This window comes from Bordetella bronchiseptica, assembly GCF_900636925.1.
Taxonomy (GTDB): Bacteria; Pseudomonadota; Gammaproteobacteria; order Burkholderiales; family Burkholderiaceae_B; genus Bordetella; species Bordetella pertussis.
Genome location: NZ_LR134326.1, coordinates 5,110,423 through 5,122,309, shown reverse-complemented (window position 1 = coordinate 5,122,309; position 11,887 = coordinate 5,110,423). Strand labels below are relative to the sequence as shown.

Here is an 11,887-nt window from a genome sequence, read left to right as displayed (position 1 = left end):
TGGCGGGGCGGGCTTTGCGGTAGAAACGGCGGCCGCTTTCGGGCCGCGGTTTATGCGTAGTTTCACTTAATTCCATCAGCCTTATCGGTGTAACGAGCCGAGGGTATTGAAAAGGAAAACAGTACATGTCCACTCAAGGTTTTCTGAAGCCGCGTTCCATCGAAGTCGAACCGGTCGGGGCGCATCACGCCAAGATCGTGATGGAGCCGTTCGAGCGCGGCTACGGCCATACGCTGGGCAACGCCCTGCGCCGCATCCTGCTGTCGTCGATGACCGGCTACGCGCCGACCGAAGTGCAGATGACCGGCGTGGTGCACGAATATTCGACCATTGCCGGTGTTCGCGAAGATGTCGTCGACATCCTGCTGAACCTCAAGGGCGTGGTGTTCAAGCTGCACAACCGCGACGAAGTGACCCTGGTGCTGCGCAAGAATGGCGCCGGCGCCGTGGTGGCCAGCGATATCGAGCTGCCGCACGACGTCGAGATCATCAATCCGGATCACCTGATCTGCAATCTGACCGATGCCGGCAAGATCGAAATGCAGGTCAAGGTCGAGAAGGGCCGCGGCTATGTGCCGGGCAACGTGCGCGCGCTGTCGGAAGATCGCACGCACACGATCGGCCGCATCGTGCTGGACGCTTCGTTCAGCCCCGTGCGCCGTGTCAGCTATGCCGTCGAAAGCGCTCGCGTCGAGCAGCGTACCGACCTGGACAAGCTGGTGCTGGACATCGAAACCAACGGCGTGATCTCGCCCGAGGAAGCGGTGCGCCAGGCTGCCCGCATCCTGATGGACCAGATCTCGGTGTTCGCGGCGCTGGAAGGCGCGGGCGATGCGTACGAGCCGCCGGTGCGCGGTACGCCGCAGATCGATCCGGTGCTGCTGCGCCCGGTCGACGATCTGGAACTGACGGTGCGTTCGGCCAACTGCCTGAAGGCCGAGAACATCTACTACATCGGCGACCTGATCCAGCGTACCGAGAACGAACTGCTCAAGACCCCGAACCTGGGCCGCAAGTCGCTCAACGAGATCAAGGAAGTGCTGGCCGCACGCGGCCTGACCCTTGGCATGAAGCTGGAAAACTGGCCCCCGCTGGGCCTCGAGCGCCCGTAAGCAGTCAAGCGCGGTGGGCGCGCCATGCGCCCGCCGCGATGTTTTCATGCATCGGAAGGTGCATACTTTTTCCACCGGACCGCGGCCTGTCACAGACCGATAGAAGAGCCGGATAACCCGATGGCGGAAACGCCGTCCTTAGATTCAAAGGAAATATCATGCGTCACGGTAATGGCTTGCGTAAGCTCAACCGCACCAGCAGTCACCGTCTTGCCATGTTCCGCAACATGGCCGTTTCGTTGATCACGCACGAAGCGATCAAGACCACGCTGCCGAAGGCGAAAGAACTGCGCCGCGTCATCGAACCCCTGATCACGCTGGGTAAGGAGCCCACCCTCGCGAACAAGCGTCTGGCGTTTGCCCGTCTGCGCGATCGCGACGCGGTGGTCAAGCTGTTCGCCGAAATCGGTCCGCGCTACGCGAACCGCAACGGCGGCTATACCCGCGTGCTGAAGATGGGCTTCCGTCAAGGCGACAACGCGCCCATGGCTTTCATGGAGCTGGTTGACCGTCCGGAAGTGGATGCATCCGAAGCGGACAGCGACGCCGAGTAAATCCGGCAGCGCGGAAAGCGGCAAGGGCGGGTCTTCGGACCCGCCCTTGCTTTTTGCGGCGCGCGCAGGTCTTGCGCCGGCCCGGCCGCGGCGGCCAACGGCGCCGATTGCGGCAGGGCGAGGGGCCTTCAGGCCTTGGTCAAGGCGGCGCGCAGATCCTGCGCCACCGACGCGAGCTGTTCGGGCGGCGACTGCGGCGGCATGACGAAGGTCAGGTCTTTCTGTTCGATGTACTGAGTGGACGTGACGTCCTGCGGATGGTGCATCGGAATCAGGTGGGCATGGGCATGCGCCACGTGGATGCCGGTGAAGGCGAAACCGACCCGTTCGACCGAATACAGGCGCTTCATGTGGCGGGCCAGGCGCTGGCCCAGATTCAGGATATGCCCGGCGAGATCGGCAGGCATGTCCTCGAAATACGGGTAGTGCTGGCGGGGAATGATCAGAACATGGCCCGGCCGCACGGGATGGATGTCCAGGAACGCGAGCAGGCGGCTGTCCTGGTGGATGACGTGGGCCGGGATCTCCTCGCGGGAAATGCGGCAGAACAGGCAATCGTGCGACATGTCTGGCAGTCTCCTTGTTGGTCGGGCGCGGCGCAGGAACATACCCGCCGATCGTTATCGATAAAATACCCACAGTATCCCTCAATGCCCGTTCCCAGGAGCCGCCATGTTGCGAGATGACGACGTCGTGCTGGTGATCAGCAATGCGCCAGACATGCTGCTGGCCAAGCGCATGGCCCATGTGCTGGTCGAGGACGGCCTGGCCGCCTGTGTGAACCTTGGCGCCCCGGTCCTGTCTGTGTACAGGTGGAAAGGCGAGGTAGAGGGCGCCGACGAGATTCCTCTGTGGATCAAGACCACATACGCCCGGCACCAGGCGGTGGTGCAGACGCTGGCACAACTGCACCCCTACGAAGTGCCGGAAATCATCGTTTTGCCGGTCATCGGCGGTATCGCGTCCTATCTGGACTGGGTACGCGAGCAAAGCAGCGGCGTCGACTCGCAATAGAGAGGAAGGAATGATGCAGTACGGACACGCGTCGGCCACCGGGCACGGCGCGAGCGCAACAGGCCGCGCCGCGGCCGCGGGACGCTGGCTGGCGTGGATGCTGGCCCTGGCGCTGGTGTTGTTCGCCCGCCCCGCAGCCGCCCTGACCGAAGACGACTTCCTGCCGCCCGAGCAGGCTTTCGTGTTCAGCGCCGCCATGGCCGACCCGGCTACGCTGGTCCTGAATTACCGGATCGCGCCCGAGTACTACATGTACCGCGAGCGTTTCGGCCTGTCGGCCAGCCCGGCGCAGGCGGTGACGCTGGGCGAGGCGGCCTATCCACAGGGCAAGGTGAAGTATGACCCTACCTTTGATAAGGATATGGAGGTCTTTTACGGTACCGTGGCGGTGCGCGTGCCGTTGTCGCAGGGCAACGGGCAGCCGTTCACCCTGACAGTCACCAGCCAGGGCTGCGCCGACGCCGGCCTGTGCTACCCGCCGATGGACAATACGGTGCAGCTGACGCCCGTGGCGGGTGGCTATGCGCTCGCGGCGGGTACGGCGTCCGCGCCGCAAGGCGGCGGCACGTTCGACAGCTTGCTGGAAGCCGGCGATACGCGGCTTGCGGACTTCATCGGCGGCGGCGGGTGGCTGAAGACGGCCGGCGTGTTCCTGCTGCTGGGCATGCTGCTGGCGTTTACGCCCTGCGTATTGCCGATGGTGCCGATCCTCTCGTCCATCGTGCTGGGCGGCGCGCAGGCGCAGCGCCCAAGCCGCTGGCGCGGCCTGGGGCTGGCCGCCGCCTATGTGTTCGGCATGTCGGTCGTCTATACCGCGCTGGGCGTGGCGGCCGGCCTGAGCGGCGCTGGCCTGGCGGCGTGGCTGCAGACGCCGTGGATCCTGTCGCTGTTCGCCATCCTGCTGGCCGTCCTGGCGCTGGCGATGTTCGGCGCCTTCACCTTCCAGATGCCGGCGGGCCTGCAGGCCCGCCTGAGCGAGCGTTCCAACCGGATCCCGGGTGGCCGTGTAACGGGCGCCCTGGTCATGGGGGCGCTGTCGGCATTGATCGTCGGCCCTTGCGTGGCCGCGCCGCTGGCGGGCGCGTTGCTGTACATCTCGCAGACCGGGGACGTGATCCTGGGCGGCGCGGCCCTGTTCGCGATGGCCTGGGGCATGGGCATTCCGCTGCTGCTGGTGGGCGCGTCGGCGGGCACGCTGTTGCCCCGTACCGGCCCCTGGATGGAAAGCGTCAAGCGGGTGTTCGGGATGCTTTTGCTGGGCACGGCTTGGTGGATGCTGATCCCGGTGGTGCCCACCTGGGTGCAGATGCTGGGCTGGTCGTTCCTGGCGGTGGTGGGCGCGGTGATGTTGCGCGCCTTCGATGCGCTGCCGGCGGGTTCGGGCGCGCCGCGCATGTTCGCCAAGGGGCTGGGCCTGCTGCTGGCGCTGGCCGGCGCGGCCTGGCTGATCGGCGCCCTGAGCGGCGGACGCGATGTGCTGGCGCCGCTGTCGCACCTGGCGGCGCGCGCGCCGGCGGGCGGGGCCGTTGCCGCCGCCGGGCCGGCGGCCGTGGACAAGACGCGTTTCGTGCGCGTGCGCAGCAACGCCGAACTCGATGCCTTGCTGGCCCGGAGCACGCAGCCCGTCATGCTGGATTTCTATGCCGACTGGTGCGTGTCGTGCCGCGAGATGGAGCACTTCACCTTCAGCGATCCCACGGTGGCCGCACGCATGTCGCAGATGCTGCTGGTGCAGGCTGACGTCACCAAGAACAATGCCGATGACCGCGCCTTGCTCAAGCGCTTCCGCCTGTTCGGCCCGCCAGGCATCATGTTCTTCGAACCCGGCGGCAAGCTGATCGAAGACATCCGGGTCGTGGGTTTCCAGGACGCGCGGCGCTTTGCCGGCGTGCTGGAGCAGGTGGCGGACAGGTCCGGCGCGCCGGGCCCGGCGCAAGCAGGCTCCTGACGTTGCTTCGTATCGCCTCGGGCGCGCCCGAGGCGATGGCGTGGGCGAGAGGCTGGTACGATGTTGCCCATACCAGCCGCGCCGGCGGGATCCGGTAGCCTCCCACCCTTCATCCCATTACGTGTCCACCGCCATCGCGTCCCCGGCCAATGTCGGCCGTGTGTATCTGCAGTTGCTGCTGGTCATGGCCGCCTGGGGCGTCAATCTCGTCGCCGTGAAATACCTGACGTTCCACATGGACGTGCAGGTAGTGGCCGCGGTGCGCATCGTGGTGGCCTTCGTGGCGGTGTCGGCGATCCTGCTGTGGCGCCTGCATGGCGTGCCGCGCCTTTCGTTGCGGCAGTTCGGCTGGCTGGCCTGCGCCGGGCTGCTGGTGGTGTACGCGCACCAGATCCTGCTGGTGAACGCCCTGCGCCTGACGCCGGCAGCCAATGCGACGTTGATCATGGCGACCAGCCCCTTGTTCTCGGTGGTGCTGGCGGCTTTTTTCTACCGCGAGCGCCTGACCGCCTCGCGCATCGGGGGCGCGGCGCTGGGGCTGGGCGGCGTGGCCCTGGTGGTGGCCGGCGGCGACGGCGTGCTGGCCAGCGTTGGCCGGGGCGACGTGCTGGCCCTGTGCGCGGTGATCGTGTTCGTCATCGGCGGCCTGATCATCCAGCGCGTATCCCGCGCCCTCGATCCCCTGACCATCCTCTGGTACATGTACCTGGTAGGCGCGGTCACGCTCAGCGCCCATGCGGCGTTGTCGCCCGCTACCTACCTGGCGTCGTCGTGGACGCTCGAGCCCTGGCCATGGCTGGTGGTGCTGTTTTCCAGCGTCATTGCGTCGGGGGTGTCCAATCTGCTGTGGAATGCCGGCATTGCCCGCCTGGGCATGAGCCGGGCCGCCATGTTCGTGAACTGGCTGCCCATCTTCGGGCTGCTGGCCGCCGCGGTGTTCCTGGGCGAACGCATTACGGCGCTGCACTTCGCCGGACTGGCCTGCGTGCTGTCGGGTACCTGGCTGGGCCTGCGCACCGCGCCCGCCCCGGCGGCGGGGCAGGCGGATGCGCGGCCGGCCCGGGCCAGGCGAGCCTAGCGCTGCTGCTGCAGCAGCGTGGCGGCCTCGAGGGCGAAGTAGGTCAGCACGCCGTCGGCGCCGGCACGCTTGAAGCCGAGCAAGGCCTCCATCATGACCTTGTCGTGGTCGAGCCAGCCATTGGCGGCGGCGGCCTTGATCATGGCGTATTCGCCGCTGACCTGGTAGGCGAAGGTCGGCACGCGGAACGCGTCCTTGACCCGGCGCACCACGTCCAGGTAGGGCATGCCGGGCTTGACCATCACCATGTCCGCGCCTTCCTGCAGGTCGGCGGCGACTTCGCGCAGCGCTTCGTCGATGTTGCCCGGGTCCATCTGGTAAGCCATTTTGTCGGACTTGCCCAGGTTGCTGGCCGAGCCGACCGCGTCGCGGAACGGGCCGTAGAAGGCGCTGGCGTACTTGGCCGAATAGGCCATGATGCGGGTGTGGATATGCTGCTGGTCTTCCAGCGCCTGGCGTATCGCGCCGATGCGGCCGTCCATCATGTCGCTGGGCGCGACGATGTCCACACCGGCGGCGGCCTGCACCAGGGCCTGCTTGATGAGGATTTCGACGGTGGGCTCGTTCAGCACGTAGCCGGCGGGGTCGATCACGCCATCCTGCCCGTGGCTGGTATACGGGTCGAGGGCGACGTCGGTGAGCACGCCGAGTTCGGGAAAGCGCTTTTTCAGCTCGCCCACCACGCGCGGGATCAGGCCTTCGGGATTGGCCGCCTCGATGCCGTCGGGCGTCTTGAGGGCCGGCTCGATGGCCGGAAACAGCGACAGCACCGGGATGCCCAGCTTGACGCACTGCTCGGCCACGGGCAGCAGCGTGTCGAGCGAGTAGCGCACCACGCCGGGCAGCGAGGGCACGGCCTGCTGTATGCCTTTGCCGTCGGTCACGAAGACCGGGTAAATCAGATCGTTGGCGGTGAGCGTGTTCTCGCGTACCAGGCGGCGCGTGAAATCGTCGCGGCGCAGGCGGCGGGGGCGGGATACCGGGAATGCGGCGGAAATGATCTGCGGTTTCATGGCACTACCTTGGGAGAGATCCAGTTCTCGATGTGGGCGCCGGCCTCTTCGAGGCCGATGCGTTCGGTCGATGAAAACGGCACCATATGCAGGGCGCCGATATCGGCCAGGTCCTTGCGCACGGCGAATACCGTGCGCATGCGTTGCCCGTATGGCAGCTTGTCTGCCTTGGTCAGCAAGGCCAGCACTGGCCTGCCGGTGGGCGCGATGAAATTGGTCAGGCGGCGATCGAGGTCGGTGACGCCGCGGCGAATGTCGATGAGCAGGACGATGCCGGCCAGCGATGCCCGGTCGCGCAAATAGCCGCCCAGGATGTCGGCCCATTTTTCCTTCTCGCGATGGGCGACCGAGGCATAGCCATAGCCGGGCAGGTCGACCAGGAAGCCCAGCTGTTCGCCGGGTGCGAGGGGATCGGGCAGGCCGAACATGTTGATCAGCCGCGTGCGGCCGGGCGTCTTGCTCGAAAACGCCAGGCGCCGCTGGTTGCACAGCACGTTGATGGCCGAGGATTTGCCGGCGTTGGAGCGGCCGACGAAGCAGACTTCGGGCGCGCCGGCAGGCGGCAACTGGTCCAGACGGGCTGCCGAAATGTAAAAAGAGGCGCGATGTAGGAGGGACACGGTGGAGTCCGATACGGTTGGTTTCGATCCCTATTGTATAATCCGGCGTTTGCAACATTAGTCTCCGCGCGCGGGGCTGGCTTTTTTGCGTTCGAGGACGCTGGCCGGCGTCGATGCCAGGGCTGGATGGGGCGGAGACGTTTTCGTCCACTCTCGCAGCCGCGCGGGCAGGCATGGGAGGGCGCTTTAGGCGCCTTGATCGAGTCCGATCGTCGAGGATTTCATGAAGCGTGTGCTGTCCCGGATGTTGGTAGCAAGCGGACTGGTGCTGGGTGCATCGGTTCACTCCATGAGTTTCGCCGCCGATGGCGCTGCGGGCCCGGCCAAGCCGGACGCCGCCAAGGGCGCCCAGCTGTACGATCAGGGCGATGCGTCGCGTGGCGTCATCGCCTGTGCGTCCTGTCACGGCGCGGCAGGCAGCAGCACCATACCGGCCAACCCGAACCTGGCGGCCCAGCCGCACGAATACCTGGTCAAGCAACTGACGGAATTCAAGGTCAAGGAAGGCGAGAAGCTGCCGCTGCGCATGGGGCCGGGAGGCAATCCCACGCCCATGACCGCCATGGCCCAGCCCCTGACGGCGCAGGACATGCAGAACGTCGCCCTGTATCTGTCGCAGCAGCCGCTCAAGGAGCCGGCTACCGCTGGCCACGAAAACCTGGTCGAATTGGGCCAGAAGATCTGGCGCGGCGGTCTGGCCGATCGCAACGTGCCGGCCTGTGCGGCCTGTCACGGCGCCACCGGCGCGGGCATTCCGGGCCAGTATCCCCGCCTGTCGGGACAGTTTTCGTCGTACATCGAAGAACAGCTCAAGCTGTTCCGCAGCGGCGAGCGTGGCAATAGTGTGCCCATGCACGACATCGCGGACCGTATGTCCGACGCCGATATCAAGGCTGTCGCCGATTACGCCGCGGGCTTGCGCTGACCGGGCCTGAGACGGGCGCGGCCAGGTGCCGCGCCAGAATTTAACCGGGCGCCGGAACAAGTTTGCCGAGCCCGTTGTCTATGAGGGGGGGAAGCCGATTGCGCGGCCCCCCTTTTTTCATGAACGCCACTTCCACAGCCCCCTCCTCCCGCCATACCTTGCGCAGCCTGGCCGGCGACGTCTTCGAACTGCTGGGCTCGATGCGTTTCGCCGTCAGCCTGCTGATGTTCATCTGCATCGCCAGCATCGTGGGGACGGTACTGGCCCAGAACCGTCCCAGCAATGTGTACGTGGACCAGTTCGGGCCGTTCTGGTTCGAGGTGTTCGACAAGTTCTCCATCTGGCACGTCTACAACAGCTGGTGGTTCCTGCTGATCATGACGTTCCTGGTGGTGTCCACCTCGGTGTGCCTGATCCGCAATACCCCCAAGATGCTGCGAGAGGCGCGCTCGTTCCGCGAGCACGTGCGCGCCAGCAGCCTGCGGGCCTTCCCGCACCGCGTCCAGACCGAGGTGGCGCAGCCGGTCAGCGAGACGGCACAGGGCGTGACCGGCCTGCTGGGCCAGTTCGGCTACGCCGTGCGCGAGCGCCGCGATGGCGACGGCATCATGCTGGCGGCCAAGAAAGGCAGCGCCAACCGCCTGGGCTACATCTTCGCGCACTCGGCGATGGTCATCATCTGCATCGGCGGCCTGCTCGACAGCGAGGCGCCGGTGCGGCTGCAGGTATTGTTCGACGGCAAGCAGCCGATCGCCATCAACGGCGAAATGGCGCGCGCGGACATTCCGGACAGCGCCCTGCTGTCGGTCAACAACCCCAGCTACCGGGCCAATCTCTGGGTTCCGGAGGGCAGCAACGCGAGCCTGGCCACCATCGCGGTCAACGACCGGTCGCTGGTGCAGCCGCTGCCGTTCTCGCTGCGGCTGAAGAAGTTCACGGTCGATTACTACTCCACCGGCATGCCCAGCCGCTTCCTCAGCCTGGTCGAGGTCACGGACCCCGAGACCGGCGAGATGTTCGACCAGACCATCGAGGTCAATGAGCCGCTGCGCTACAAGGGCGTGACCGTCTATCAGAGCAGTTTCGATGACGGCGGCAGTTCGGTCAGCCTGACCGGCTATCCGCTGGTGGGCGCGGGCGATACGCCGTTCAAGGTGGACGGCGTGGTGGGCCAGACGTCGGAGATCGGCGCACGTATCGGCGACCAGCCCAAAAGCATGAAAATCGAGTTCACCGCTCTGCGCGTGATCAACGTCGAGGATTTCTCGGGCGGGCAGCCGGGCGCGCAGAATCTCAGCCTGCGCGAGCACGTGGCGTCGGTGGCCGGCAGCGCCGCGGGCAAGAAGAACGAAAACCTGCGCAATGTGGGGCCGCGCATCGACTACAAGCTGATCGACGACGCGGGCCAGGCGCACGAGTTCCAGAATTACATGCTGCCGGTCGTGCTCGACGGCGTGCCGGTATTCCTGAGCGCGGTGCGCAACAACCCGGCCGACGATTTCCAGTACCTGCGCATTCCGGCCGATGACCAGGGTTCGCTGGCCGAATTCATGCGCCTGCGCGCGGCGCTGGCCGATCCGGCGGCGCGCCAGGAGGCGGCCCGTCGCTTCGCCGAGCGCAACGCGCCCAGCGGCACCGATCGCCAGCCCCTGGAGACCGCGGCGCAGCGGGCCCTGGCCACCTTCGCCGAAGGCGGCCTGCAGGCCATTGCGGACTTCCTGCAGGCCAATACGGCGCCCGACGACCTGGAGCGCGCCGCGGGCATCGTGGTGCGCCTGGTGGGCGCCAGCGTGGCGGAGCTGCGCGATATCGCCCGCGCCCGGGCCGGCCTGCCGGCACTGCCGCAAAGCGGCCCGCAGGCCGACGAGGCGGCGCAATGGTCGCGCGTGGCGGTGGCGGCGCTGTCGGACCTGGCGTTCTATCCGGCGCCGGTCATGTTCAGCCTGACCGACTTCCAGGAGCGCCAGGGCAGCGTTTTCCAGGTGGCCCGCACGCCCGGCAAGAATGCCGTGTATCTGGGCTGCGTACTGCTTATCCTGGGCATTTTCGCCATGTTCTATATTCGCGACAGGCGGGTATGGGTGTGGGTCAAGCCCGCCGCCGATGGCGCCGGCAGCAGCATCGAGGCAGCCATGACCTCGCAGAAGCGTACACTGGACTTCAATCAAGAGTTCGATCGCCTGCGCGAGGCATTATTGCGGCAGAGCAAGCCGTAAGGGGTTTTCATGTCTACCACCACCAGCAATTCCGCCGCGGCCTGGACGAGCGGTTTTTCCCCGACGGGCGACGGGCGCGCGCAGCGCGGCCGGCCCGACTGGACCGATATCGCGTTCTTCCTGCTGCTGGCGGCGGGGGCGGGCTTTGCCCTGACCCGCTTCAGCGGCGCCATGGATTACTACGAGAAGCTGATCCTCTGTGGCACCGTGCCGGCGCTGGCCTGGCTGGGGTGGCTGTGGCGGCCGCTGCGCCACCTGATGATCGCCTGTGCGCTGGCCGCCGGGCTGGCGCTCCTGCTGTACCAGAACGACCTGGCGCGCGCCGAGCAGGTGTTCTTCCTCAAATACCTGCTGTCGTCGCAATCGGCCATTCTGTGGATGAGCGCGCTGTTCGTGCTGGCGATGCTGTGCTACTGGATCGGGATCCTGAGCCCGACGGCAGCCTGGCTGGGCACGGCACTGACGTGGGGCGCGGTCTTCGCCGGCACGACCGGCCTGCTGGTGCGCTGGCGCGAAGGCCACCTGATGGGGCCCGACCTGGGCCATATCCCGGTCAGCAACCTGTATGAAGTGTTCGTGCTGTTCGCGCTGATCACGGCGCTTTTCTACCTTTACTACGAGCGCAAGTACGCCACGCGGGCGCTGGGCGGGTTCGTCCTGCTGGTCATCACGTCGGCCACGATCTTCCTGCTGTGGTACTCGTTCACGCGCGACGCCGGCCAGATCCAGCCCTTGGTGCCGGCGCTCAAGAGCTGGTGGATGAAGCTGCACGTGCCTGCCAACTTCATCGGCTACGGCACGTTCTCGCTGGCGGCTATGGTGGGCTTCGCCTACCTCGTCAAGCAGCATGGCCAGACCACGTCGTGGCTGAAGCTGGCGCCGCTGTTCGTGCTGGGCGTGGCCCTGTGCGTCGAGCCCATCGTCTTCCGCACCGAGGGCCTGTCCGCCACCTGGATGATCTATTGCGGCGCGGGCGTGGTGATCGTGGGCGGCATTCTGCTGGCCCGCGCGCGCATCGCGCAGGCATTGCCGTCGCTCGAAGTGCTCGACGACATCATGTATCGGGCCATCGCGATCGGGTTCGCGTTCTTCACCGTGGCAACCGTGCTGGGGGCGCTGTGGGCCGCCGACGCCTGGGGCGCCTACTGGCAGTGGGACCCCAAGGAAACCTGGGCGCTGATCGTGTGGCTGAACTACGCCGCCTGGCTCCATATGCGCCTGATCAAGGGCCTGCGCGGCACCATGGCGGCGTATTGGTCCCTGGTGGGCCTGCTGATCACCGGTTTCGCCTTCCTGGGCGTGAACATGTTCCTGTCGGGCCTGCACTCGTACGGCGAGCTCTGAGCCGCGCCGCCCTTCAAAGACAATGCCCCGCAGATGCGGGGCATTGTCTTTGGCAGGCCTTGC

At 66.5% G+C, this 11,887-nt stretch carries 11 protein-coding genes; 8 read left to right on the top strand and 3 right to left on the bottom strand.

Annotated elements, in window-relative coordinates; translation table 11 throughout:
• Positions 1-125: 125 nt before the first annotated feature.
• Positions 126-1,112: a DNA-directed RNA polymerase subunit alpha gene (locus EL288_RS23895; RefSeq protein ID WP_003806932.1), complete on the top strand. Its 987-nt coding sequence runs from the start codon at positions 126-128 to the stop codon at positions 1,110-1,112.
• A gap of 158 nt (positions 1,113-1,270) precedes the next feature.
• Positions 1,271-1,666 (top strand): 50S ribosomal protein L17, encoded by a 396-nt coding sequence (rplQ, locus tag EL288_RS23890; protein ID WP_003806934.1) that lies wholly within the window; start codon positions 1,271-1,273, stop codon positions 1,664-1,666.
• 128 nt (positions 1,667-1,794) lie between these two features.
• Here the strand turns inward: rplQ and EL288_RS23885 are convergent, their stop codons facing one another.
• Complete coding sequence (locus EL288_RS23885; RefSeq protein ID WP_003806935.1) at positions 1,795-2,232, bottom strand: HIT family protein; 438 nt, start codon at positions 2,230-2,232, stop codon at positions 1,795-1,797.
• Positions 2,233-2,338: 106 nt separating this feature from the next.
• Here EL288_RS23885 and cutA point away from each other — a divergent pair, with 106 nt between their 5' ends.
• Genes cutA through EL288_RS23870 form a run of 3 tightly spaced genes read left to right on the top strand, consistent with a single transcriptional unit; the run spans position 2,339 to position 5,706 of the window.
• Entirely contained in the window at positions 2,339-2,680 is a 342-nt protein-coding gene (gene cutA, locus EL288_RS23880) for a divalent-cation tolerance protein CutA (protein ID WP_003806936.1), read from the top strand.
• A 10-nt stretch (positions 2,681-2,690) separates the two neighbouring features.
• Positions 2,691-4,628 (top strand): protein-disulfide reductase DsbD, encoded by a 1,938-nt coding sequence (gene dsbD / locus EL288_RS23875; protein WP_003806937.1) that lies wholly within the window; start codon positions 2,691-2,693, stop codon positions 4,626-4,628.
• A gap of 40 nt (positions 4,629-4,668) precedes the next feature.
• Entirely contained in the window at positions 4,669-5,706 is a 1,038-nt protein-coding gene (locus EL288_RS23870; RefSeq protein WP_080703255.1) for a DMT family transporter, read from the top strand.
• Here EL288_RS23870 and hemB read toward each other — a convergent pair.
• Positions 5,703-6,719, bottom strand: a complete 1,017-nt coding sequence (hemB, locus tag EL288_RS23865) for a porphobilinogen synthase (RefSeq protein WP_033454120.1) — start codon at positions 6,717-6,719, stop codon at positions 5,703-5,705. The two genes, EL288_RS23870 and hemB, sit on opposite strands and share 4 nt — an antisense overlap.
• Entirely contained in the window at positions 6,716-7,339 is a 624-nt protein-coding gene (gene yihA, locus EL288_RS23860) for a ribosome biogenesis GTP-binding protein YihA/YsxC (RefSeq protein WP_003806940.1), read from the bottom strand. The genes hemB and yihA overlap by 4 nt, the downstream gene beginning before the upstream one ends.
• 223 nt (positions 7,340-7,562) lie before the next feature.
• On the opposite strand from yihA, the gene EL288_RS23855 reads away from it, so the two are divergent.
• From EL288_RS23855 to ccsB, 3 genes are all read left to right on the top strand, one after another.
• Positions 7,563-8,264 (top strand): c-type cytochrome, encoded by a 702-nt coding sequence (locus EL288_RS23855; RefSeq protein ID WP_003806941.1) that lies wholly within the window; start codon positions 7,563-7,565, stop codon positions 8,262-8,264.
• Positions 8,265-8,383: 119 nt separating this feature from the next.
• A complete protein-coding gene (locus tag EL288_RS23850; RefSeq protein WP_003806942.1) occupies positions 8,384-10,480 on the top strand; it encodes a cytochrome c biogenesis protein ResB in 2,097 nt (698 codons plus the stop codon).
• Between the two features lie 9 nt (positions 10,481-10,489).
• On the top strand, positions 10,490-11,824 hold the full coding sequence (ccsB, locus tag EL288_RS23845; protein WP_003806943.1) for a c-type cytochrome biogenesis protein CcsB: 1,335 nt from the start codon (positions 10,490-10,492) through the stop codon (positions 11,822-11,824).
• The last annotated feature ends 63 nt before the right edge of the window (positions 11,825-11,887 follow it).

Excerpts from the sequence above, each read along its gene's own strand:
- EL288_RS23855 (WP_003806941.1), top strand. The coding sequence starts at position 7,563 with ATGAAGCGTGTGCTGTCCCGGATGTTGGTAGCAAGCGGACTGGTGCTG.
- hemB (WP_033454120.1), bottom strand. The coding sequence starts at position 6,719 with ATGAAACCGCAGATCATTTCCGCCGCATTCCCGGTATCCCGCCCCCGC.
- cutA (WP_003806936.1), top strand. The coding sequence starts at position 2,339 with ATGTTGCGAGATGACGACGTCGTGCTGGTGATCAGCAATGCGCCAGAC.
- EL288_RS23850 (WP_003806942.1), top strand. The coding sequence starts at position 8,384 with ATGAACGCCACTTCCACAGCCCCCTCCTCCCGCCATACCTTGCGCAGC.
- ccsB (WP_003806943.1), top strand. The coding sequence starts at position 10,490 with ATGTCTACCACCACCAGCAATTCCGCCGCGGCCTGGACGAGCGGTTTT.
- rplQ (WP_003806934.1), top strand. The coding sequence starts at position 1,271 with ATGCGTCACGGTAATGGCTTGCGTAAGCTCAACCGCACCAGCAGTCAC.
- EL288_RS23885 (WP_003806935.1), bottom strand. The coding sequence starts at position 2,232 with ATGTCGCACGATTGCCTGTTCTGCCGCATTTCCCGCGAGGAGATCCCG.
- dsbD (WP_003806937.1), top strand. The coding sequence starts at position 2,691 with ATGATGCAGTACGGACACGCGTCGGCCACCGGGCACGGCGCGAGCGCA.
- EL288_RS23895 (WP_003806932.1), top strand. The coding sequence starts at position 126 with ATGTCCACTCAAGGTTTTCTGAAGCCGCGTTCCATCGAAGTCGAACCG.